The organism is Actinotignum sp. usb-actsch-rep-73, from assembly GCF_059082735.1.
Window position 1 is genome coordinate 20,248 of record NZ_JBHNPV010000076.1, and the last position, 23,764, is coordinate 44,011.

The 23,764-nt window shown below is 57.3% G+C and carries 23 protein-coding genes; 10 read left to right on the forward strand and 13 right to left on the reverse strand.

Annotated elements, in window-relative coordinates:
- Nucleotides 1-96: 96 nt before the first annotated feature.
- The 6 genes from AC5RE1_RS06865 to dnaK all read right to left on the reverse strand — a co-directional run bounded on the left by AC5RE1_RS06865 (nt 97) and on the right by dnaK (nt 6,445).
- Nucleotides 97-834 carry a type 1 glutamine amidotransferase gene (locus AC5RE1_RS06865; protein WP_006680262.1) on the reverse strand — a complete coding sequence of 246 codons (738 nt, stop codon included), beginning with the start codon at nt 832-834 and terminating at the stop codon, nt 97-99.
- Nucleotides 835-845: 11 nt separating this feature from the next.
- On the reverse strand, nt 846-2,186 hold the full coding sequence (locus AC5RE1_RS06870) for a Mur ligase family protein (RefSeq protein WP_006680263.1): 1,341 nt from the start codon (nt 2,184-2,186) through the stop codon (nt 846-848).
- A 102-nt stretch (nt 2,187-2,288) separates the two neighbouring features.
- On the reverse strand, nt 2,289-2,837 hold the full coding sequence (locus AC5RE1_RS06875; RefSeq protein WP_006680264.1) for a heat shock protein transcriptional repressor HspR: 549 nt from the start codon (nt 2,835-2,837) through the stop codon (nt 2,289-2,291).
- Between the two features lie 3 nt (nt 2,838-2,840).
- The gene (locus AC5RE1_RS06880; protein WP_006680265.1) at nt 2,841-3,854 is read right to left on the reverse strand and encodes a DnaJ C-terminal domain-containing protein; all 1,014 of its coding nucleotides are present in this window, start codon (nt 3,852-3,854) and stop codon (nt 2,841-2,843) included.
- 51 nt (nt 3,855-3,905) lie between these two features.
- A complete protein-coding gene (locus AC5RE1_RS06885; protein WP_285068184.1) occupies nt 3,906-4,592 on the reverse strand; it encodes a nucleotide exchange factor GrpE in 687 nt (228 codons plus the stop codon).
- A complete protein-coding gene (gene dnaK / locus AC5RE1_RS06890) occupies nt 4,589-6,445 on the reverse strand; it encodes a molecular chaperone DnaK (RefSeq protein WP_493938487.1) in 1,857 nt (618 codons plus the stop codon). Before dnaK ends, AC5RE1_RS06885 begins: the two co-directional genes overlap by 4 nt.
- 181 nt (nt 6,446-6,626) lie before the next feature.
- On the opposite strand from dnaK, the gene AC5RE1_RS06895 reads away from it, so the two are divergent.
- The 4 genes from AC5RE1_RS06895 (at nt 6,627) to AC5RE1_RS06910 (ending at nt 9,620) form a co-directional block, all read left to right on the forward strand.
- A complete protein-coding gene (locus tag AC5RE1_RS06895; protein WP_493938488.1) occupies nt 6,627-6,842 on the forward strand; it encodes a hypothetical protein in 216 nt (71 codons plus the stop codon).
- A 139-nt stretch (nt 6,843-6,981) separates the two neighbouring features.
- Entirely contained in the window at nt 6,982-8,148 is a 1,167-nt protein-coding gene (locus AC5RE1_RS06900) for a methyltransferase domain-containing protein (protein ID WP_493938497.1), read from the forward strand.
- A 124-nt stretch (nt 8,149-8,272) separates the two neighbouring features.
- Entirely contained in the window at nt 8,273-8,698 is a 426-nt protein-coding gene (locus AC5RE1_RS06905; RefSeq protein WP_006680269.1) for an SMI1/KNR4 family protein, read from the forward strand.
- A 4-nt stretch (nt 8,699-8,702) separates the two neighbouring features.
- The gene (locus AC5RE1_RS06910) at nt 8,703-9,620 is read left to right on the forward strand and encodes a hypothetical protein (RefSeq protein ID WP_493938489.1); all 918 of its coding nucleotides are present in this window, start codon (nt 8,703-8,705) and stop codon (nt 9,618-9,620) included.
- 193 nt (nt 9,621-9,813) lie between these two features.
- Here AC5RE1_RS06910 and AC5RE1_RS06915 read toward each other — a convergent pair whose 3' ends face one another.
- Both AC5RE1_RS06915 and hemH read right to left on the reverse strand, forming a co-directional pair.
- Complete coding sequence (locus AC5RE1_RS06915; RefSeq protein ID WP_493938490.1) at nt 9,814-10,245, reverse strand: DNA cytosine methyltransferase; 432 nt, start codon at nt 10,243-10,245, stop codon at nt 9,814-9,816.
- A gap of 96 nt (nt 10,246-10,341) precedes the next feature.
- Nucleotides 10,342-11,334: a ferrochelatase gene (gene hemH, locus AC5RE1_RS06920; protein WP_103632470.1), complete on the reverse strand. Its 993-nt coding sequence runs from the start codon at nt 11,332-11,334 to the stop codon at nt 10,342-10,344.
- Between the two features lie 232 nt (nt 11,335-11,566).
- Between hemH and AC5RE1_RS06925 the strand changes: the two genes are divergently transcribed.
- Nucleotides 11,567-11,809, forward strand: coding sequence for a hypothetical protein (locus AC5RE1_RS06925; RefSeq protein ID WP_006680273.1), 243 nt, complete (start codon nt 11,567-11,569; stop codon nt 11,807-11,809).
- 164 nt (nt 11,810-11,973) lie between these two features.
- Here AC5RE1_RS06925 and AC5RE1_RS06930 read toward each other — a convergent pair whose 3' ends face one another.
- Nucleotides 11,974-12,102, reverse strand: a complete 129-nt coding sequence (locus AC5RE1_RS06930; protein WP_285068187.1) for a hypothetical protein — start codon at nt 12,100-12,102, stop codon at nt 11,974-11,976.
- A gap of 86 nt (nt 12,103-12,188) precedes the next feature.
- On the opposite strand from AC5RE1_RS06930, the gene AC5RE1_RS06935 reads away from it, so the two are divergent.
- Nucleotides 12,189-12,641 (forward strand): GNAT family N-acetyltransferase, encoded by a 453-nt coding sequence (locus AC5RE1_RS06935; RefSeq protein ID WP_006680274.1) that lies wholly within the window; start codon nt 12,189-12,191, stop codon nt 12,639-12,641.
- A gap of 230 nt (nt 12,642-12,871) precedes the next feature.
- On the opposite strand, the gene AC5RE1_RS06940 is transcribed toward AC5RE1_RS06935, so the two are convergent.
- Nucleotides 12,872-13,075 carry a hypothetical protein gene (locus AC5RE1_RS06940; RefSeq protein ID WP_006680275.1) on the reverse strand — a complete coding sequence of 68 codons (204 nt, stop codon included), beginning with the start codon at nt 13,073-13,075 and terminating at the stop codon, nt 12,872-12,874.
- A 36-nt stretch (nt 13,076-13,111) separates the two neighbouring features.
- On the reverse strand, nt 13,112-13,951 hold the full coding sequence (locus AC5RE1_RS06945; RefSeq protein WP_006680276.1) for an aldo/keto reductase: 840 nt from the start codon (nt 13,949-13,951) through the stop codon (nt 13,112-13,114).
- A gap of 41 nt (nt 13,952-13,992) precedes the next feature.
- Here AC5RE1_RS06945 and AC5RE1_RS06950 point away from each other — a divergent pair, with 41 nt between their 5' ends.
- Nucleotides 13,993-15,294: a M18 family aminopeptidase gene (locus AC5RE1_RS06950; RefSeq protein WP_103632473.1), complete on the forward strand. Its 1,302-nt coding sequence runs from the start codon at nt 13,993-13,995 to the stop codon at nt 15,292-15,294.
- 338 nt (nt 15,295-15,632) lie between these two features.
- On the opposite strand, the gene AC5RE1_RS06955 is transcribed toward AC5RE1_RS06950, so the two are convergent.
- Entirely contained in the window at nt 15,633-17,201 is a 1,569-nt protein-coding gene (locus AC5RE1_RS06955) for an aspartate:alanine exchanger family transporter (RefSeq protein WP_006680278.1), read from the reverse strand.
- 13 nt (nt 17,202-17,214) lie between these two features.
- Nucleotides 17,215-17,922, reverse strand: a complete 708-nt coding sequence (locus AC5RE1_RS06960; RefSeq protein ID WP_006680279.1) for a TetR/AcrR family transcriptional regulator — start codon at nt 17,920-17,922, stop codon at nt 17,215-17,217.
- A 121-nt stretch (nt 17,923-18,043) separates the two neighbouring features.
- On the opposite strand from AC5RE1_RS06960, the gene AC5RE1_RS06965 reads away from it, so the two are divergent.
- The 3 genes from AC5RE1_RS06965 to AC5RE1_RS06975 are packed head-to-tail and all read left to right on the forward strand — an operon-like array spanning nt 18,044 to nt 23,689.
- Entirely contained in the window at nt 18,044-20,722 is a 2,679-nt protein-coding gene (locus tag AC5RE1_RS06965) for an MMPL family transporter (RefSeq protein WP_493938491.1), read from the forward strand.
- Nucleotides 20,719-23,154, forward strand: a complete 2,436-nt coding sequence (locus AC5RE1_RS06970) for an ABC transporter permease (RefSeq protein ID WP_493938492.1) — start codon at nt 20,719-20,721, stop codon at nt 23,152-23,154. Before AC5RE1_RS06965 ends, AC5RE1_RS06970 begins: the two co-directional genes overlap by 4 nt.
- 31 nt (nt 23,155-23,185) lie before the next feature.
- A complete protein-coding gene (locus AC5RE1_RS06975) occupies nt 23,186-23,689 on the forward strand; it encodes an RNA-binding S4 domain-containing protein (protein WP_219810916.1) in 504 nt (167 codons plus the stop codon).
- Nucleotides 23,690-23,764: the final 75 nt, after the last annotated feature.

Below are 23,764 nucleotides of genomic sequence, written 5' to 3' on the forward strand. Positions count from 1 at the left end.
TCTTATCCATCGTATCGGTGAAGAAGCGCCCTGTCTTTGGGGAGCAACCCCGATCAAACCCTGATTTTCCGTAGACAACAGCGCAAAGCACGCTGATCAGCGGCACGCAAAATCCAAACGTTCAGCGCGCAGAGCTTCGACGCCTGGAACATCAAGTGGCGCCAGTTCAAGCCCTGTAGCGCGAGTAAGAAGCAAGTCGGCAAGCTCAGGATTTCGAGCTAAAACGGGTCCATGCATATAGGTAGCAATAACGGATCCTTGAACGACACCATCGTAGGCAATAGGCTCCGGTGTCATCCCTTCGGGAGTTCCGTTGCCAACGCCCGCAATGACGCGACCAAGCGGACGCGCGTTGGGCCCAAGAACCGTCCCACCACCGTGGTTTTCAAAACCGCTCATTGGCTGGGTCAGTCCTTCAAGAAGGGGTTCACAGACAAGCTCGCCAATTGCACGATGCCCCTGCGGATCCGTGGTGACATCAAGAACGCCGAGGCCTTCGACTCGCTCGTCGCGCGCATCGCGATACCAGTGCCCCAAAACCTGCAATGAGGCGCAGATGGCAAGAAGTGGCTTGCCGGCGTCCAAGGCGTGAAGCAAGCCCGAGTCGTCGCGGAATTTCTGAGCCGCCAGTGACTGCGCAGTGTCTTCGCCACCGCCGAGAGTGTAAAGATCCAGTTCTGCTGGGATGTCTTCGTTCAAAGACACTGTCACTAGTTCCGCATCGATACCTCGACGGCGGGCGCGCTCTGCCAGAATCAGAGCATTGCCCGTATCTCCGTAGGTGCCCAGCACGTCGGGAAACAAGACCCCGATTCGCAGGGTTGATTCACTCATCGTCCACCCTCCTATCGTCCAGTTGCTGATTTCTGGCGAGCATCAAGGATTACTTTAAAGTCTCGAAGAGCCGTGTAGTTCAGCAACATTTCAACCTTGCCGGGCTCAAGGAGCTTCAAGGCGTCCATGGGTAGTGGCGCAAGATCGCAGTGAATTCCCGCGTATTCAAGGCGGACGGCCAAGTCGGCGCCTCGTTCACCGCACGCGACAATGCGACGATCGTCGGACGCGGACAACACGGAGAAGTCGACATCCCAGAGCCACGAGAGATCCTGCCCGTCCGGAACCTGGCCGTTGACTGCAATCACGACCTGTTTGACACGCGGGTCAACCATCGTCATCGCTTCTTGCCAGCCTGCCGGATTCTTCGCCAACATGATGCGAGCGCGACGCCCATCAACGTCATGAATGGAATACCGTCCGGCAACCTGACGCACTTGACCGATCGCGTTGGCGGCCACCTGCGGATCAATCCCCAACGCGACCGCGGCCGCTACCGCCTGGGCAGCGTTGCCAAGGTTTGCGCGCCCCGGGAGCTGCAGGTGCAAAGGAACGCGAACGTCGTTTGGTCCGTACAGAATTGCCGAGGGCCCGCTTGCTCCTTCCGGCATCAAATCGATGTTGCCGATTGTCCAGTCTGGCGTGGGACGCTGGCGAAGTTCGGGGAGTTCTTCGCCGAGGAAAGCTTCAATGAGATGCCACGAATCGGAGTCACGAACAACCCTGCCACCGCGCGGATAGGCCACGGAGTCGTCTCCCCATCCGGCGCCCGCGGCAACCCAGACAACGTTTCGCGCTTCGCAGGCTGCCGACACGATCAGCGGATCATCACAGTTCGCAACAACAAGGGAATCAGGGTTTTCTTCAACTGCCTGACGCAGACGGCGTTCAACCGAACCAATTTCACCGACGCGATCCAGCTGATCGCGAGACAGATTGAGGAAGACAAAAACTTTGGGCGAAACGTGCGCTGCAACGGCGGGCACGTGCATCTCATCAACTTCGAGGGCCGCGTGTGGCGCGGTCGGCGTGCTCATCAGCGCGGTGATAATACCCGAGCCCATGTTGTCGCCATTCACGTTCGAGGCAACCTGACCTGCTGTTTCAAGGGCCGCGCGAACGAATCGGTTGGTCGTTGACTTGCCGTTCGTCCCTGACACGATCACGGAGTCCATCGGGACTGCAAGTTCCGACAGAATATTCGGGTAGATACGGCTGGCGACTTCACCGCCGATCATTCCGCCTGATCCTCGTCCCAGAATTCGCGAGGCCGTGCGGGCAAGTGTGCCCGCACCGAGTGCAAGTTGGGCGCGCATCGGCAGTCGGTGCGCCGACGAATCGTGAGAACTCATGGGGTAACCCTAACGCGAGTGTAGAACTATCTGCGCAAATACACTTCGGGGCGAGCGTGACTATTGTCAACGCTCGCCCCGAAGATGCAGAGGTTATGGCGATTAGTCGACGACGGAAATCGTCCCGTCGATCACCCTGACACCCGAAGGTCCTGCTTCGATAACAGCCCGGATTGTGCGTTCCGGGTACGGGCTTGCAGTACGGATTGGACGCCAGATAGAGATTTCCCTCCCTTGCCCATCGCGGGCAGAAGGATTAACCCACGGGCGCTCACCGCGACGCATCGGCGACACCACGCCGTTTGCGGACGCGGCGAAGACTCGATCTTGACGAGCTTCAAGTTCTTCGATCCGCTGGCACAGCGCGACGCGCTCAGCTTCGAGGCTTTCCACTCGGCGTTCAAGTTCAAGGATCCGCTGGATTCCAGCAAGATTGATGCCTTCATCCTGGCTCATCCTCTGTACCTCGCGCAGACGTTGAACGTCGCGTTGCGAGTAGCGACGTCCTCTGCCCTTTGTGCGCGCGGGCGTCACCAAACCGAGGCGATCGTATTGACGAAGAGTCTGCGGGTGCATGCCTGCAAGCTCAGCCGCCACTGAAATAACGAACGTCAGTGCGTCATCAGAATCGGAAGAACGCCGCCTGACCATCGGTCACTCCTTCGCCTTCTCCATCAGGGTGGCTCGCACGTCCTGGTGATCAAAAGAGTCAGCAAGTGCCTTCACGGCATCTTTCTGTTCCTTGGTCAGGTGGTCTGGAACGGCAACCATGATCTCGATCAGCAGGTCACCCGTGTGCTTCGCGGTTTCAACACCGCGTTTGCGCACGCGTAGAACCGCGCCTGATTGAGTTCCAGCAGGCACCTTCACAGTCACGGTATTCCCATCGATCAGTGGAACGTCGATCTTCGTACCCAAGGCCGCTTCGGCGAACGTCACGGGAACTCTCACGCGCAGATTGTCGCCATCCCGGGTGAATACCGGATGGGGCTCAACGTGGATCGTCACCTGAAGGTCGCCGGACTGGCCACCGTTTTCCCCGGGCATTCCTTTGCCACGAAGACGAACCTTCTGACCTTCTTTAATGCCTGCGGGGATACGAACGGTGTTCTTCTTCCCGTCGACTTTCATGGTGAGCGTTGCTCCCTTGAGCGACTCACGGAAAGTGATCGACGTCGACGCGATTCGGTCGGCGCCTTTCCTGGGACGTGGCGGGGTGTGACCAAAGCGGGTACCAGCCCCGTAGTTCGGCTGAGGGCCGCCGGCGTTGAAGCCACCGGCCGCTCCACCGAACATTCCGAAGAGATCCTCGATATTGACTCCCGAACCGGAAGTTGAGAAGTTGAAGCTAGTGCCTTGACCACCGAACATCGACGAGAACGCATCTGTGAAGCCGGCACTACCCGGGCCACCGGCGGAGAAGCGAGCTCCTCCACCCATGGCACGGATCGCGTCGTATTGCTTACGCTGTTCCTCGTCAGACAGCACCGCGTAGGCTTCGCCGATTTCCTTGAACTTGGTTTCCGCCTTTTCATCACCCGGATTCTGGTCGGGGTGATACTGGCGAGCAAGCTTGCGGTAGGCCTTCTTAATCGCTGTTTGGTCGGCATCTTTTGCTACGCCCAGCGTCTTATAGAAGTCTTTTTCAAGCCAATCTTGTCCGCTCACTTTCACTCACCTCCATCATTCTTTGAGTTTGGGCGGATACGGGTATGTGGTTTATTCAGGGTTGTCCACCATGACCTTCGCAGCACGTAGAATCTTTTCATCGCGACGATAGCCGGGCTGGAGGATCTGGGCGATGGTTGCTACCTGAACCTCTGGGTTCACGTTGGCAAGCAGGGCCTCATGCTGAGTGGGATCGAATTCTTCACCTACAGCGCCGTAGCGTTCCAGGTTGAAGCGCGAGGCCAGAACGCTTTCCAGCTTCGTTGCAATCGCAGCAAAGGGGCCATCTTCGAGCTCCCCGTGAGCGCGGGCCGCATCGATGTCATCGAGAACGCTGATGAGCGCTTCAATGACTTCGCTCTGGCCGGATTCACGGTGGCCTGAAGCAGCTTCCTTCGCCCTGCGCACGTAGTTCGAGTACTCCTGATTCAGGTTGTACAGGTCAGCGTGCGCACGTGCCAGCTGGTCTTCGAAGTTAGCGATTTTCTCGAGTGCGTTTGCAAGGTCCGAGTCTTCAACTTGTTCCTCGAAGGCGCTCATGTCAGTCAGTGCCTCGTCAGCTAACTGCGCGGTGGCTTCGCCTGCAGTTTCCCCGGTTGATGCGGACGCGGCCGCGCCGGCTGCGAACTGTTCGTCCGAGCTCGGTGCGACCTGCGCCTGCGATGCCTGGTCGTTGACCTTGGCATCGCTGTGATCCTGGGGACCGGACTGGAAGCCCTGGTTCTCAGTTTCGCTCACTTGGTGTCGTCCTCATCCACGATTTCAGCATCGATGACGTCTTCATCAGCTGCGGGGGCATCGCCAGCCGGAGTCTCGGTGCCTGCTGCTTCAGCCGCCTGCTGGGAGGCATAGACCTCTTCGCCGATCTTCATCGCGGAAGCGTTGAGCTTCTCGAGAGCTGACTTCACGGCCCCGGTGTCCTCACCCTTGAGCGCTTCCTTGACGGCGTCAACGTCAGCCTGAACCGCGGTGCGGGTCGCCTCGGTGACAGTTTCGTCGTTGTCCTTGAGGAGCTTCTCAATCGAGTAAACGACCTGCTCAGCCTGGTTACGAGTGTCGGCGTCTTCACGGCGCTTCTTGTCCTCGGCTGCGTGCTCTTCAGCTTCCTTCACCATGCGGTCGATGTCTTCCTTTGGAAGAGCGGAGCCACCGGTGATGGTGACGGACTGTTCCTTGCCGGTGCCACGGTCCTTCGCGGAAACGTGGACGATACCGTTGGCGTCGATGTCGAAGGTGACCTCAATCTGCGGGATGCCACGTGGAGCCGGCGCAATACCGGACAGCTCGAAGGTGCCGAGCAGCTTGTTGTCCCGGGCGAACTCACGCTCACCCTGGTAGACCTGAATGAGCACGGACGGCTGACCATCTTCGGCGGTCGAGAAGACCTCGGACGCCTTGGTCGGGATCGCGGTGTTGCGATCGATCAACTTGGTCATGATGCCACCCTTGGTCTCGATACCGAGGCTCAGCGGGGTCACGTCGATCAACAGGACGTCCTTGCGGTCACCCTGGATGACGCCGGCCTGGAGGGCCGCGCCAACGGCGACAACCTCATCGGGGTTCACACCCTTGTTCGGTTCACGGCCGCCGGTCAGCTGCTTGACCACGTCGGAAACGGCAGGCATACGGGTGGAGCCACCGACCAGAACCACGTGGTCAATGTCGTTGACGGAGATTCCGGCTTCGGCAATGACGTCGTGGAACGGCTTCTTGGTGCGATCCAGCAGGTCCGAGGTCATCTCCTCGAACTTTGCGCGGGTCAGGGACTCGTCCAGGTGGATCGGGCCGTCTGCGGTCATCGACAGGTACTGCAGGGAGATGTTAGTCGAGGTTGCGCTGGAGAGTTCCTTCTTGGCCTGCTCAGCGGTTTCCTTCAGACGCTGCAGAGCGACGGTGTCCTTAGACAGGTCCGCGCCAGTCTTCGCCTTGACCTGATCAATCAGCCAGTTGACGATGCGCTGATCCCAGTCGTCGCCACCGAGGCGGTTGTCGCCGGAGGTTGCGCGAACCTGAATGGTCGAGAAACCGTCGTCATCCTTGCCGATTTCGAGCAGGGAGACGTCAAAGGTTCCACCACCGAGGTCGAAAACCAGGATGAGTTCATCTTCCTTGCCCTTTTCGAGGCCGTATGCAAGCGCTGCTGCGGTGGGCTCGTTAACGATGCGCTGGACGTTGAGGCCTGCGATCTGGCCTGCGTCCTTCGTTGCCTGACGCTCAGCGTCGTTGAAGTAGGCGGGGACAGTGATGACAGCATCGGTGACGGGCTCGCCGAGGAATGCTTCCGCGTCAGCCTTCAGCTTGGAGAGGATGCGCGCGGAGATTTCCTGAGCGGTGTACTTCTTATCGTCAATTTCGATGCTCCAGTCGGTGCCCATGTGACGCTTGACCGAGGAGATCGTACGGTCAACGTTGGTCACAGCCTGACGCTTTGCGATTTCACCGACGAGGACCTCGCCAGACTTGGAGAATGCGACAACGGAAGGCGTGGTGCGCATGCCTTCTGCGTTCGCGATGATTGTGGGTTCGCCGCCTTCGAGGACAGCGATTGCGGAGTTGGTGGTACCGAGGTCAATGCCTACTGCACGTGCCATGTATGTGTTCCTTTCGTTCAGCCACCCAGCTTCGCCGGTGACTGCATGTGAAGATTTCTTGGACTGCCGTATGCGCGAGGCGCCTACTTGAGTCCGACAGGCTCAACTTTATACACCCGAACTTCATCACGCAAGAGGAAAACGAAAAGTTGAGTCACCAAAACTCAATGTTTACACGTTTATGCAGGTCAAGACAGTATTTGACTTCACACATTACCGAACGCTTACCGGTGGTTTCAGCGATCCCGTCGACGATAACCCAACTGGAATCATGGAAGAGGCTGACTACGAGGCTCTTGGTCTCAACCGACGTTACATCACCACGAAAGCAAGCCACTCCGGGCGACTTCCCCAACGCGATCACCGATCAGATGACAGTCTGCGACGTTGTCTTTAAGGCAGCGAACACTCACTTCCGTCTTACCTGCCAAGGAGTGAGAGAATACTGAGACGTATCCGACCCTCCCTCTTACAGCGAATAGGCGGACCTTGTGTCTTCGATCCAGCTCAGGCTTTCCCCGCGTTCCACAAGCGACATTCTCTGTCAGCACTGGAATGCAGGTCGCTGCCACTCGTGCACGAATATTGAGGTTCCTTACGGCGACCAGCTTGCCACGAAGACAACGCGTGTTCGCGACGAGTTAGCCGACGTTGCTGGAGCCACCGATATCGCATGGCTTCCCCCTGTTGCCTCGTCGCCGACCGGCTTTCGCACGAACGCAAAGTTGGTCGTCGGAGGCACGAGGCGCCGGCCGACTCTTGGCATTTTGGGACGCGATCGCAGGGGTGTTGACCTGCCGGATTGTCCGATTCAGCATCCTGCAATTAACCGTGCGACGCCGGGGTTGAAGCGCTTTATTCGCCAGCTGAACCTGACGCCGTATGACGTGCCCACAAAGAGCGGCGAGTTGAAGTATGTGCTACTCACCGTCGGCGTGGATAATGCTCTGATGTGTCGCTTCGTGCTTCGCACACGCGACCGCGTCTCCGATATTTGCAAGGCGCTCCCCTACTTGTTTGACTTGGTACCACATATTGAGGTCGTCACCGCAAACATTCACCCCACACACGAAGCGATCGTCGAAGGTCCCGACGAGATCATTCTGACCACGCGTCGCACACTGAAGATGGCAGTCGGTGATGTTCAGCTGGCGCTCGGGCCTCGTTCATTCACGCAGACAAATACGGACGTGGCCGGAGAGTTGTACCGCCAGGTCACCGAATGGGCAGTTTCGGATAACGAGGCCGACCGCCCTCGCTCAGCCTGGGATCTTTACTGCGGGGTCGGAGGTTTCGCTCTTCACTTGGCAGCAGCCGGCATTACTCCCGTAACAGGCGTGGAAGTATCGGATCAGGCGATAGCTTCGGCAATTCAAGGTGCTCGCCAGTTGAAGCTGGGGCGCGCGGACGCGCAGTTCATCGCTAAGGACGCGACGGCTTGGGCTGCTCGCCAGCCCGAAGAAAGCCGACCGGACGTGCTGGTTATTAACCCGCCACGTCGAGGGATCGGCTCAGAATTGGCCTCGTGGATTAACGAATCTGGAATCCCGCGAGTCATCTACTCGTCGTGCAACCCGAAATCGCTCGCACACGACTTGACGGAAATGCCGAGCTATCGGGGCCTCGAAGCGCGCGTATTCGACATGTTCCCGCACACGGATCATGTGGAGACGGCAGTATTGATGTCAAGGGTCGGAGCGTAATAAGCTATAAAATACGGTGATACTCCACTTTTCTGGCAATCGGGCTGATTTATCATTGAGCAGATAAAACGCTCTGTGGCAAAAAGGGACTGCGAGTGATCTGTAATGCAAAGGAGCGTAATTTATGATTATAGAAGAATTAAAAGTCATCGTTGACAGGCTTAACAAACAAGGGAAGATGATTTTTCTCGAAGGAGCAACAGAAGAACAGATTACTCGGTTCGAGAAAGAACATGAAATTACACTTCCTGAAAAGTATAAAGAGTGGCTTTTGCACTCTGATGGTGGTGAATTATTTCTGCCAGCCGGAGTCCAGTTTTACGGTGTGGCCCATAAGCCAGTTATTGATGTAAATGAAAATGACAGGCCTGATGAAAACTACATTGTCATCGGCGCATTAGCTTCAGGCGATCCGGTATTATGTGAGAAGTCGGGAGAGAAAATTTCGATATACAATCACGAGGCAGGAAGTGTTGATGACGAGCTGACCTATGATGATTTTTACACTTTTTTGAACGACCTTTATGACTTGCTTGGTATAGGAGAGTGAGCCTATGCCAAAAACAAGTATAAAGGAAAGAAATAAGGCGATAAGACTTGCTTGGGAAAGAGAGCAAAAATTAGTCGCTGAAGGCAAAGGAACACGGGACTGGTCGCAGGATCAGCAAAAGGACATTCTTGATCCTGAAAAAGGAAAAGCCTACGACGAAAATGGACGTGCTTTTGAAGGCCAGCACATGAAGAGCGCTGCTGAATATTCTGAGTATCAGGGCGATCCGGATAATATTCAGTTTCTTTCAAGAGATGAACATCTGGAGGCACATAAAGGAAGTTGGCAGAATCCGACTAACTGGTACTATAATCCGGAAACGAAAGAGTTCGTAGATTTCGGAGATAATAAACCTACTCCTTGTGCTCCGATTAATCTTAGTGAGCCGGTATGCAGTCCTGTTATTGAGAGCCAGAATAATAGCGAAAAACTACAAACGGTCAAGCATGATACAACTTCTACAGAGCACACAAAACCTTCACGACAAGAGGATGTGTCGCACCACTCTGAAAACATATCACAAAAGAATCCTACAGTAGCTCCACCTGAGACACATGAGGGCATTGGTGATAAGAATAAGATTTCCCATATTTTTGACGTTGCAAACGAATTTGGTAAAAAGCATCCTGTTCTTACGGGTGCATTAAAGGCTGCGGGGTATATAATTGCTGGAGTAGGTGCAATATATCTCGCCAGCGAGTCGGGCGGTGGATCAAGTTCCTCTTCGTCAGAAGAAGATATCAGTGGTTCTTCTGATGACGACTACAGCGATTATTCGAGTTCGGATGAGTTGGATAGCCCATCTTCCAGTAGAGATTATCCAGACGAGCGATCATCGCCGGCTGAGCATACAGTGCCCGCACACGGACAGCATTATCGCACAAAGGATGGTCTGATCTGGAAAGAAAAAGAACCGTATTAACGCGGCGGTAAACACGATGATGATTAGAATCGAGACGATGGGATTTCGGACATATTCCCTCAGAGCGATGAGTAGAGACGATTGGAAAATCTGCGCGTCCGCTTATATATAGTAGGAACAACCACATCGACCTGTTTCCGAGAACGTCCGAAGTCGATAAAATGGCGATTTTGAGGGTGTAAAAGTTGTGGATTTATTTCCGAGAACGAACGGTACCGAAAAAATCGGCAAAAATGACCATTTGACATCCATCTGGAGCAATCAAGCCACGCCGAGGTTGCAATTGCCTTGGAGCGTTGCTGACTACAATCGCCTCAGGCTTGGCTGAGCACTGAGACAAGCTCAGAAATTGGGCGCATGCCCCCAGTTTGAACGTTGTGTCCTCCTTCGCCCATATTTGACGATATCCCGCCACTGAAAAAGCCTGACAGGGGAAACCACCGACAAAGATATCGGCATCGGGTACTTCTTCGGGCAGAACCTCGTGAATATCGCGCCCACCTACTTTGAGGTCAAAGTTCTGTTCGTACGTTTCAACGGCATATGGATCGAACTCATTGGCGTAAATCGTCTTTACTTTGCCGGTTTCTTCGAATCCGAGGTCGATCCCTCCGACTCCCGCCAAGAATGACTAACGTCCAGTTCTCGGCCATGAATATGCCCCATTTCCACTTGGTACACCCCACGGCTAACAGGAATTGCGGCACGCCGCAGCTTGGCCTCAATCACCCCAGCCGGCAAGCAGGTTTCGCGCCTGCTCAGCCAATGCGTCAATTGCAGGCTGCGCTTCATTGGCCCATGGAATGTAGTGGAACTCTGATCCGCCCGCATCAGTGAATGCTGTACGGTTCAGCTGGTCAATCTCTTCAAGGGTCTCCAGACAGTCGGCAACGAAGCCGGGGCAGATGATATCGACGCGCCTCGTCCCCTGCTTGCCGAGTTCACCAACCGTGTCGATCGTCGCCGGACCATTCCACTCGGCAGGACCGAAAACAGACTGGAAAGTAGCGATGCAGGACTCTTCATTCAGTCCCAGTCGCTCACGCAGAAGCGCAGCCGTTTCCTTGCATTCGTCAATGTAGGGATCACCCTTCTTCGACATGGCAACCGGAATTGAATGGAACGAGAGGATCAGACGGTCACCACCGGCAAAGTCCGGAGTGCCGTTGAGCTCCCACGACTCACGGATTGGACTTTCAAGCGCGTCAATATAGGTGGACGCAGTCGGAAACGAACGGGATAGCCGGATTTCAGGGTGCTCGCGCCTCGACAGTAGCCACTTGGCGGCCGCGTCATTCACGGACGCAATCGTGGTCGCCGAATACTGCGGGTAGGCCGACAGGATCGCGATCTTTCGATAGCCCTGCGTCATCAGATCATCAAGGACGCTTCCGAGGCTTGGCTGGCCGTAGCGCATTGCGGGCACGACTTTCATTCCAAGCTGTTCGCTCAGAAGTTCCGCCTGACGTGTCGTGTAGTGCAGTAGCGGGGATCCTTCATCCAGCCACACGGTCCGATATTTCGCGGCGGATTGGGCCGGTCGAACGCGCAGGATCACTCCCTCAAGGATCGGGCGCCAGACAGCTTTCGGCATTTCAATGACTCGCGGATCACTGAGGAACTCACGCAAATACGTGCGGACATCCGCAGTCGTCGGAGTTTTCGGAGTTCCAAGGTTGGCAAGTACGAGGGCCGGAGCATCACTGTGGCGCATAGTCCGAGTTTAACGGGTGGTTCACAGCGCTTTTCTGACAGGTGTCATCAGAATGTGTTCTGTCCGGTATGACGCACGAACCGTCGTATGTGTCGATGGCTACGTTACGACAACACGTCCAGCAAATCTGACCTGACTAGCACAACAGACCTCACACAACCGACCAAGATACCAACTAAGGTGCCGACCAAGATAACTATTGGAAGTTCGACAGTTTTCTTGGGAGGTGCAGATGGAAAACGTTTCAGCAGGGGAAAACGGCGCGGTCATCGACCGTGTCACAGTCCTCGGCTTGCGCACAGTGATCGGCAGCCTGGCCCTACCCGTCATCATTGCTCGCATTGTTTCCGCGAACGGCAATTTTGCTCTTAATAGGAAGGTTTTCCATGCTCGCCCTGGCACTCTTGTCTCAACTGGTCTCCGGTACGCTTCCCTCGCTGTCACGCTCGTTGGCACGTCGTACGTGGGCCTTTGACTTCTGACTCACGTCGGAATCCCGCTCTGGATTGCGAAGTTGATCGTCGACATTTCGCTCTACTGTGTGTCCTAGCGCGTGCAGAAACGTTGGGTTTTCGCCAAATATGAAACGCCCATGTACGAGGCCGGACAGGTTTCGCTCCCTGGCCTTCCGCTCCAATTTCACTGCTCGCGACCGCGGGGCAAGCCGGCTAGGTCCATGCGGATCAGCCGAAAGAGCACGAACTGTTTATTCGTCTGACCTCGCGGTTTGGGACGCATAAGGCGACGTGACATTCGAAGGGCGATCACGGTCGTTTCCTTGGGTGGCCTTCGCCCGTAGAATTGCGACAAGATTGCGACAGGATTGCGTGAAGACGCGAAGTGAAAGGACCCTTATGACCATCGAGATCATCACCGAATCGTCCCCCGAAATCGTCGAGGCGATGGAGCGCCTGATTCCTCAGCTGTCCCGTTCAGCTGCCCCACTGGACGCGGCTGGGTGCGAGCGTTTCATTTCTCAGCCCGGCGTTCACCTGTTCGTTTTCCGCTCCGACAAGGCTGACGAGTCCGGCGCTTTCCCGATCCTCGGCATGCTCTCGCTGGCAACCTTCGAGATCCCGACCGGCGTGCGCGCCTGGGTCGAGGATGTCGTTGTTGATTCAGCTGCTCGTGGCCAGGGTGCCGGTCAGGCGCTCGTTGAGGCCGCGATTCGCCATGCTCAGGAAGTTGGCGCACGCACGGTCGATCTGACCAGCCGTCCGTCACGCGAGGCAGCGAACCGCCTCTACCAGCGCGCCGGTTTCGAGTTGCGTGAGACGAACGTGTACCGCGTTCCACTGGACAAGTAAGCGCTACGTCGCCAGTTGGCGCCTTTTTCTTGGGTACGAGGCTGGGTCTGCTGACCTAGCCTCGTCCTTTTTGTTGCCCGAATTGCGAGCGAGGATCCGCTAGACACACCGCGTATTCACTCCGCCCTTGATGCAAGAGAGGGGCGAGAAGCGGTGGGCGACCTCGTGAATCAATCACACGGCGAGCGAGTGAAAACTAGCTGTTATCGACCAAGTCCGAAACCGTGGAGTCAACGACCTTTGGCGCACCGCCCGTCTCCCATTCGATCGGCATCCTTACGCAGTTTCAAGCCATAGAGAACGAAACCAATGGCAGCGGCAAGGAAAATCCAGCGAGGCCAGAAATCCACGGCATAGACCAAGTACGCGGAAAAAGCTGCGACAAAAAAGTTAACGTTCGAGCTCCGACGAAGATCATCGGGGTTGCGTGCCATAGTTCATCCTTTTCATATGCGTTTGTAAGCGTCGGCTTAGAACTCTTCGTAGAAAGCGGGGTCTTGGTTCGCACTGCGACCATCGGGGCGTGCAAGAGTGGCAATACGCGCCATCTGGTCTTCGCTAAGCTCGAAGTCGAATACGTCGAGATTTTCCGCCTGACGTTCTTTACTTGCTGACTTCGGAATCGGAAGAGTACCACGCTGGAGGTGCCAGCGAATGACAACCTGCGCGGGAGACTTACCGGTCTCGTGACCGATCTGAGTGAGAACAGGCTCATCGACAACGTGCAGTTTTCGAGCCAGCGGACTCCACGACATTGTCTGAACACCAAGATTGCGGTGGGCTTCAAGGCTTTCGGCCTGCGGGAAGTACGGATGAAGCTCGATCTGATTGACAGCGGGAACAACCCCGACTTCGTCGCGCAGGCGCTCAATGTGTTCGGGCAGAAAGTTCGAAACGCCAACCGATCGAATCAAGCCCTTCTTCTGCAGGTCAACAAGCGCTTGGAAGGCTTCAACGTAGAGCCCCTGACGCGGGTTCGGCCAGTGAATCAGGTAGAGATCCCAGTAGTCCAAACCGGCACTGAACAGGGATTCTTCAACCGTGTCAACGGCTTGTTCGTAGCGGTGATGGCGACCAGGAAGCTTTGAGACTAGGCGCAGGTCCTCGCGTGGAACGCCACAAGTGCGGACCGCTTGGCCCAGAGCCCCCTCGTTTTCGTAGTTGAACGCAGAGTCCAGCAGACGGTATCCGGCATGAATCGCGTTCACCATTGATTCGACGCCGGCGTGACCACGCAAATTGTACGTGCCCAAGCCGATCAGGGGAATTGTGGTGCCGTCGTTCAGGGCGTAGGTGTCTAAATGCTTCATTGCAGACATACCCTCAGCATAGTCGGGCTTACGATTAACCCATGGGCTACTTCGATTACTCTGAGACTGACGTACACACGATCGACTATCAGCACTTCCTGCTTGACTCCCCTTCCCCATATCACGCCGCCGACTTGGTGGCGCAACGCCTGGTGGATGCAGGTTTCACTCGCCAGGACGAAACTGAGCCGTGGAACGCGAGTCCCGGCGGACACGTCATGGTTCGCGGTGGCGCCGTCGCAGCGTGGGTCGTTCCGACTTCTGTCACTGAGCAGACCGGCTTCCGTATTGTTGGTGCGCACACCGATTCCCCTGTTTTCCACGTGAAGCCGTCGCTGACATCGTCGACCGCAGATGGTTGGGGTCAGATTGACGTCGAGGTCTACGGTGGCATGATGTGGAATTCGTGGCTTGACCGCGAGCTTGCTGTTGCCGGCCGATTGATGATGAAGGACGGTCGCCAAGTTCTGGTGCGCACCGGCGCACTGGCACGTATCCCACAGCTGGCAATTCACTTGGATCGTGGCGTGAACCCGGAAGGGCTGAAGCTCGATCCGCAGAAGCACCTGCACCCAGTGTGGACCGTCGATAACCCGGAAGCGAACTTCATGGCTGAGGTCGCGAAGTACGCCGGCGTGAATGTCAAGGACATCGTGTCACATGATTTGATCCTGATTCCTCAGCAAGGCCCTGCCACTTTTGGCGAGTCCGGCCAGTTCTTCGCTGCGGGTCAGCAGGACAATCTTTCCTCCGTTCACGCCGCTCTGACTGCATTTGAGCGCCTGACGAAGGCTGGGACTCCCACCGATGGTGACGTTCGAATTTTTATGTGCTTCAACCACGAGGAAATTGGTTCCGCAACCCGCGAAGGTGCTGCCGGCCCGATTTTGCAGACCGTTCTGGAGCGTACCGCCTACGCTCTGAATCGCGACGCCGACGGGGTTGCGCGCATGTTTGCCGCTTCGTCGTGCATCAGCGCGGACGCCGCCCACTCAGTACACCCCAACTACGCGGAGTATCACGACCCGGCAACTCATCCGGTGATGGGACGAGGCCCGGTCTTGAAGATCAACGCCAACCAGCGCTATGCGACCGACGGAGAAGGTATTGCCCTGTGGCACCGCGCGTGCGCTGCTGCGGGCGTGCCATCTCAGGACTTCGTGTCGAATAACGCGATGCCGTGCGGATCCACGATTGGCCCGATCACGGCGACTCGCCTGGGCATTCTGACGGTGGATGTGGGCGTCGGCCTCCTGTCGATGCACTCGGCTCGCGAAATGAGCCACGTCAACGACCTGATTGGTATGTCGAAGGCGCTCGAGGCCTACTGGCTGGGCGCCTGACGTACTCAGACTCATTGGTGCCCCGCGGACGATCCGCGGGGCACCAATGCGTAGTTCTGCATAATCCCCCTAGGCAAAGGTTCTCACGATCAGAAGCTGGTGAGCTCAGTCCTCGAAGGAAACAACGGCGGAACGGCCTGACCACCAAGGACACCGGTGTTGGAAGAAGAAACGGTGTATGCAATTGCGTGTGGTGTGTTCATGAGTCCATCTGACGACGGGAATTGGAGTCTCGCACGCTGAATCTCGCACCGTGTGGGGTACTCATACCGCACACCCAACATCCGTTCAGCTCATGCAATGGCCACCAATGGCGGTGGCGGTGGAGCACGTCGGTGTTAGATCGACCAGATGAACGGAACCAACAGGATCTTCACGACGATGGAGAAAGCAAACAGGCTCGCGTAGGCGGCCTCGATGCGTTCATCGGGAACGCGGGCGTCCGCGGCCTGCAAGACTGCCGGTTGCCCCAGGAAACCTGCGACTCCACCGGCGCTACGAGGCGCGGACAGACCGGCAAATCGACCGGCAAGAGCCTGAGCCACGCAGCAGACCACTACCAATATCACAGCGAGCAGCGCCGCCTTCGGACCATCGGGGCTGGTCAGAAGCGAAGCGAGTTCTGGCCCTGCATTCAAGCCGAGACCAGCAAGGAAAAGAAGCAAGCCGATCTGACGGATCGTAATATTCGCCGAGGTGGGAAGTGTCCATACCAGCGGCCCGGTGCGACGCAGGGCACCCAGCAACATGCCAACGATCAGCGGGCCGGCAGCAGAGCCAAGAGTGAACGAGGCCCCCGATGGCATCGGGAACGGAATCGCGCCGAGCAACATGCCCAGCACCAGACCGATACCGAACGCCATTGCGTCGACTTCCGCAACGCGCTTTTCGGAGTCTCCGAAGAAGGACTGGATTTCATCAAGCTCATCTGTCGGGACAACGACGGCGACGTGATCGCCGAGTTGCAGATCTAGGTCGTCTCGGGCAAGCAAGTCAAGGTCGCCTCGGCGGACGCGCGTGACAACAGCGCCGAAACGTGTGGCTACATTGAGCGCAGAAATCGGCTGGCCGGCAACTTCGGGGTTCGAGACAAGGATGCGCTCAAATGCGACATCCGAGCGGTCATCTTCAAGGTGGTGCTCGACGGGTTCGCCGATTTGATACGCGGCTTCTTCAATCTTTGCCGGGTCGCCCACAACCAGCACGAGATCCCCCTCGTACAGGTCCTCACCGGGAACGACAACGCGGGTTTCGCCTTTGCGACGCAGGTAGGACATGCGAACCTGCTGGTCACGCCACAAGGTTACGTGACGGGTGTTGATGCGTTTGGCAACGCGAACAGTCATCGTTTCCAAGGACTGACCGGCCAGTGAGGGGGTGTCTTTTTCGCCCACCCATTTGCGGGTGACGGTCATGGTAACAACGATGATCCCGATGATGACGCCGATCGGGTATCCGAAGGCGTAACCGACTGCGGCTTGCGGGTCGCCGGTGACGCGAGTGGCCGCGTCTAGGGCAGGAGCAGCGGTCAGAGCACCGGTGAATAGGCCGAGTGTCAGCCCCTTGGGAAGCTGAAGCAGACCGCCGCCGATGAACGCGGTAATTGCGCCGATGACGCAGACTACGGCACAGCTTCCAAGAAGCGCCGTCTGTTTTCGAATGTCTTTAAAGAACACTGCGCCCGACGAGATGCCGACCGTATAGACGAAGAATGCTAGGCCGATCTGTTGGACGATTTCCATGCCTTCGCCGACTTCGGGGTTCCACGCGGAGGCTGCGAGGCCGACGAAGAGTGCCCCGGCTGCGCCGAAACGAAGTGGACCAAAGCGGATTGCGCCGAGCGCAGCACCCACTCCAACAACCAGGAAGAGGGTAAGAAGGTGGTTCGCAATCAGCAGGGAGGCCATGCTTCAACCCTAGTCAGGCTCCATTTTCAGTTCCATCTTCTGTGCGTGGAACTGCCCACGTTGGGGTGAGCCCGGCGTTAGTTGCGTCCCAATTATCACCCTGGGAGGAAATCAGTCGCGACGAGGCGAAAATAAGCCCCTCGATCATTTGGGCGAGCATCCGCTTATTCGTACCACCGCCCATTGAGGGCGCAAACGACTCCAGATAGAAGGTGGTCAGGATTCGCGAGATCACTCCTGGCTCGAAAATCGATTGGCGTCCCATTCGGGCGAGCACGCCGCGGACGATTCTTCCGACTGCTGCTTCGAGCTGTTCACGTTCAGTGACGGGGAATGCATCATCGCTAGCGATAAGTTCGGGATGACGCATCATGTAGAGGTTGTATTCGCAGGTCAGAACGTACATTGTTCGCCCCTGCGCCGAAAAACTGTCAAGGACTGCCATGATGGTGCCAACGTCGGGTTCGCCTTCGATACCCGCGAGCGCCGCTTCGATTTCATCGACGATTGTGTGGGCGCGTTGGACGAGGACATCCTTCAATACTTCATCCATTGACGAGTAGTTGGAATAGAAGGCGCCTCGGGTAAAACCCGCTGCTTTGACGACGTCATCAATTTTTACGCCGGAGAATCCTTTTTCTACGAAGACGTCTGCGGCAGCGTCGAGAAGGCGGGCGCGGGTGTTGACGCGATTGCGTACGTCGCGGGTTTTGCTGCTCACTGCCCCTCCTTCAAGGACTGAAAATATCTATAGGATCACCCTAATCGAAGTTTCAATACATTTGTGAATCGGATACGCTTTTGTATCGAAACATTGATGCGATTCATCGAAAGGACCAAACGTGTCCTCCCTTCTTCACCGCGTAGGCCGCTGGTGCGCAGACCATGCGAAGCGGACGCTTGCCATCTGGGCAGCTCTTCTTACTGTGCTCGCTATTGCCGTTGGATTACTCGGCATTAATCTGTCGGGCGCTTTCAAGATCGCCGAAGCTGAGTCGATGACCGGCTTGGAGATCCTGGCCGAGCGACTCCCCCAGGCTGCGGGCACATCCGAACAGGTACTTTTCACCGCGTCGGACTCGAATATCACCGCTCACAAGAAAGCAATCGATGAGTTCGTCGACAAGGCCGGCGATATCGACGGTGTCGCGCTGGTCTCCGACCCGTTTGATTCTGAGCGTTCCACGATCACCGACAACGGGAAGAACGCGCTTGTTCAGATTCAAGCAGACACGTCGGTGGGGTCGCTCGCGGGCGGTGAAAATGCGAAGGCTCACGACGTTTCAGCCGCCCTTGATGAATTAGCATCATCCGTCCACGATTCCGATTCCGCGCTTACGGTCCAGCTGGGAGGCAATATCGGCAAGACGGTCGATATTGCCTTATCCGCGACCGAACTGGTCGGCGTTTTGATCGCAGCGATCGTCCTGCTCGTCACCTTCGGGTCACTACTGACCGCGGGCGCACCGATCCTTTCAGCGTTCATCGGTGTGGGTGTCGGCATGGCCTCGCTTCTTGTTGGCGCAACGTTTATTCAGATCAATTCGGTGACCCCGGTCCTCGCGGTCATGATCGGTTTGGCTGTGGGCATTGACTACGCGCTATTCATCATTTCGCGCGCTCGCGAGTATCTCGCCAAAGGGATCGAGGCTCACGAGGCCGCGGCTCGCGCAAACGCGACCGCGGGGTCGGCAGTGGTGTTCGCTGGTGGCACGGTGATCGTTGCACTTACTGGCTTGGGTGTTGCTGGTATCCCGTTCTTGACGGTGATGGGCGTCTCCTCAGCGATTGTTGTTGGCATTGCGGTTCTGGTTGCTTTGACCGCTGTTCCGGCTCTGCTTGCTCTTCTTGGCCAGCGCGCAACTCCAAAGAAGCGCACCCGTAAGGCCGTAGCGAACAATAGTAAGCCCGCAAAGAAGCACCGTTCCTTTGCTGCACGTTGGATCGACACAATCACGAAGATTCCCGCTTTGACGGTCCTTGTCGTCATTACGATTCTTGGTATCGCAACGATTCCAGCAACCGGTATGCGCTTAGGGCTCACTGACAACGGATACGAAGCCAAAGATACGCAGTTGCGTCAGACCTACGATGCGATCACACAAGCCTACGGTGACGGATACAACTCCCCCATTGTTGTCATCGCGGATATTTCCCAAACGGCTCAGCCACTCGAAGTGACGGACGCTCTCGCCGATCGCCTCTCGTCCCTAGACGGCGTCGACCGAATCGCACTGGCAACACCGAACCAGGATGCAACGATCGCATTCGTCCAGATCCTTCCGGAAAAGGGCCAGACCGATCCGAAAACTCACGCGCTTGTTCGAACCATTCGCGATGACGCATCCCAGATTGAAACCGACCTTGGGATCCGTGACATCATGGTGACGGGCCAAACCGCAGTCGCCATCGACATTGCCAGCCAACTCAATGCCGCGCTTGTTCCCTTCGGCATTGTTGTTGTCGGGCTCTCGATCATTCTGCTGATGATTGTCTTCCGCTCAATCGCTGTCCCACTGACAGCAACTCTCGGCTATCTGCTGAGCCTCGGCACAGCATTCGGCGCAGTCGGCCTTGTCTTCGGATGGGGCTACTTCGCTGACTTCATCCACGTGACCAAAGTGGGCGTCGTCATCTCGTTCCTCCCCGTGATCGTCATGGGTGTCCTCTTCGGCTTAGCAATGGACTACGAGGTTTTCCTTGTCTCGCGTATGCGTGAAGAATGGATCCACTCCCGCGACGCCAAGCGAGCTGTTCGACGCGGCTTCATCGGATCATCCACGGTCGTCACAGCAGCGGCCGTCATCATGACCGGCGTCTTCGCGGCGTTCATCCCACACGGGAACGTCTACATCAAGCCCATCGCTGTCGCCCTGACCGCCGGCATCGCAACAGACGCTTTCGTCGTACGCATGACCCTGATCCCCGCACTCATGGCGCTCCTCGGCAAGCGCGCATGGTGGATGCCCGCATGGCTTGACCGCATGCTCCCCGTTGTCGACGTCGAAGGCGAGGGGCTTGCCCGCTCGCTCGAACACGCCGACTGGGTAAAAGTACACGGCGAATCCTCCCTCAGGATGGAAGGAGTTCGCGTCCAAGAAGGAAGCGACGTCGTATTCAGCGGATTCACCCTTGTTTTGAAACCCGGAGAACTCGGCATCGTCAGAAGCGACGACACCCTAGCGCGTCACGCGCTCGCAACCATCATCAGCGCACGTCTTCGTCCAACACGGGGAATCATCGTCGTCGGCGATCGCGTCCTCCCAGACGGGACCGCATTCGTCCAACGTCAAACCCTTTCACTGCATAACCACGATGACGCTGTTCCTACACACACCAGGATCGTGATCGTTGACGATCCGGGAACCAGGCGGTGGAAACGTATCGACGAATTGATCGCCGCAGGTAAGACCGTGGTTGTCACCGGCAAGCGCGGCCTCGTCGTCCCTGAAAATCTCACCCCAGCAGCCGACGTTGAACTGGGTGCGAGCACCACCACCTCAAAGGAGAATGTTCGATGAAACGCCACTGGATGCTTCTGACTCTGATCCTTCTGCTCCCCACTCTGCTGGGACTGACCACCCTACTCGGCGTCAATGCGGGCACGGCAAACGCCAGCCAGATCAGTGCTGCCATCGTGAACAACGACGAAATTGCGACGCTGGATGATGGGACACAGGTGCCCGGTGGCCGACAAATCATTGCGACCCTGACCAAGGATGACGTCAACGGCGAGCAATCACTGAACTGGTCGGTTGTTACCGAAGAGACCGCAGCCTCTGGTCTTCATGACGGCACCTACGATGCTGTCGTCACGATCCCCAAGGACTTCTCACAGTCTCTGGTCGACATTTTGGTGAACAATTCTGGCGATGTTCCACAACTGAACCTCGAAGTTGCGGACGGTTCAAGCGATGCTTTTGGCACCTTGTCGAATGCGCTTGCTCACAGTGCCGCATCGGAATTCGGTACGACGCTCACTGTCAAATACCTGACGCAATCCCTTGAAGCCACGGGGACAATTGCCGATAAGATCGGCCAGGCCGCCGACGGAGCGCGCCAAGTTGCTGACGGACAAGTCAGCGCGACTAACGGAGCGCGTCAGCTGGCTGACGGCACATCGACACTGGCAAGTGGAAGTGGCCAGCTTGCCGACGGGACACGCTCTCTAGCAAATGGGGCTTCTACGCTCAGTTCCGGAGTTGCTCAGCTCACCTCGGGGAGCTCATCCCTGGCAGACGGAGCGCGCACGTTGGACAACGGGTTGAGCGCTCTCAACGACGGCTCAACCACGCTCGCTTCCGGAGCCTCCTCCTTGGCCATGGGCATCGATTCTCTTAAGAGCGGCTCAACTTCCCTGAGCGACGGCGCCTCCTCTTTGGCAGGAGCAGTCGCGAAGTACACAGGCGGAGCCGCCCAACTCTACGCCGGCATGACTCAGTCTCTTGATGGGACCTCGCCATCATTGCAGACGGGCGCACAACAGGTCGCAGCCGGCCTTACCCAGCTGGATCAGCAGTTGGGCACCCTCGACACTACTGCTCTCAACGCTCTGCCCGGTCAGCTGAGTGCAGCAAGCAACGGAGCAAGCACCATCAAGACCAACGCAGACGCGCTACCCGCACTCATTAGCGCCTGCCAGGCAGGAAGCGCTGTAGCATGCACGGGGGCAACCCAATACGCGCAAGGCATTTCTGCCGGTGCCGAACAGCTGGCAACTCAACTCAGCCAAGGAGCAACCGTGGCGCAAAACTCGGTGGACTCCACGGGCACACAGCTCCAGGCATTGAAAGCCGGAGTGAGCACGCTGAGCGCAGGCGCCACCAGGGTCTCCGGCGGTATTGACACCGTCGTGGCAAACATGGGCCAGCTGGCTGGGAAAAACTCTTCCGACCTGAACTCCGCTGCTTCGCAGGTGGCAGCCGGGGCGACGAAGCTCGACCACGGTGTCAGCCAGCTGAGCACGGGAGCCCATCAGGTAGCTAGCGGATCATCAACACTGTCGAGTTCCCTTGCCCAGGCCCATAGCGGATCATCTGCTCTATCTTCCGGAGCTTCAACGCTCGCCGACGGTGCATTAGAGGCGAATAGTGGCGCCTCCCAACTATCCTCCGGAGCCTCCACTCTGGCGTCGAAGACCGGCGAATTGGTCAGCGGAGCCCAAACGCTGAACTCCGGTGCCAACCAGTTGGTTGACGGCCTGAATCAGCTGAGCGACGGTTCCACCACGCTCGCCGACGGACTCCAGTTAGCCACCGATCAGATCCCCACACACTCGAAGGCAGAAGCGGCCTCGTCCGCGAAGGCACTGGCCACTCCGATCGACGTCACCTCCACTTCTGGTAAGCAGGATACGACGACATCGTGGTCTCCCACCGCAGCGGTTCTTGCCCTGTGGCTGGCGACAATGGTGGGGGCACTCGCGTTCGGCGCGCTCAATTCCAAGCGCGTTGATTCGGCGGCCACCCCCGCTGCACTCGCGTTCAATGCCCTTTGGCCGAACCTGATCGTGTCCGGTGTTTCCGCAGCTATCCTTGGTGGCGCACTGCGTATTGCCGGAGCCATGACAACTCGCCCCGTCGCAACATTCGTCATTCTTGTGGTAAGTGCGCTGACGCTCGCAATCGTTCAGCAAGCACTGATCGCAGCGTTTGGTCAGCGCGTGGGACTGGCAATCTCCGTTGTTTTATTCGCCTTCCAAGCAGTGTTGCTCGTCGGCATTTTCGCCGGCCAGCCGACCAGCGGATTCATTGGTGGCTTGCGAGGCGCGATGATCCTTCCTGCGGTTGAAGGAACGCTACGAGCGCTTGTTTTGGGAGTCGGTGCGACGAACCTTGGGCACACCGTAGGTCTGTTGATCGCATGGTCACTTCTTGCTTTCATCGTTTCGATCGGTGCTGTTGCGAAGCGTCGCCAAACCTCCGTGAGCGAACTGCGAGCACGCCTCGCCTAGAGCTCCCTCGGCAACCGTCTACGATTGCCGTATGACTAGTACACCGGGCACCTCGGGCGAATCCCCGTCGACCTCTACCAGCGAGCAGAAGGCCGTCGAGATTCCCCGAGGCGCTTTGGCACCCGGAGACTCGGTTCGCGTCGATACGTGGCTCTGGGCTATCCGCAAGGTCAAGTCGCGGTCGCAAGCAACCTCTGCGGCTCGCGCCGGACACGTGAAAGTCAACGGCGACAGCGCAAAAGCCGCTCAAAAAGTGAAAGTGGGCGACGAGGTCCGCCTACGAGTCGACGGTTTCGACCAGATACTGACGGTAACGAAACTGCTGGTCAAACGCGTTGGTGCCCCTCAAGCGCGCGTCTGCTACGAGGACCTCACTCCCCCTCGTCCCAGATTGTTCATCCCGGTTGCTCAGCGTGAACGTGGAACTGGTCGCCCGTCGAAGAAAGAGCGCCGAGAGTTGGATCGCCTACGCGGGCGTGACTCTCATGAACATGCGCGTCTCGACCATCATCTTTCCGATTTCGATTGGGATTGACGAGGCGTCACTGGGGGGGGATTACGCCGGGACGCTGACTGTCCGGCTCAGTTCGAGCACCGCAGTCAGTAGGCG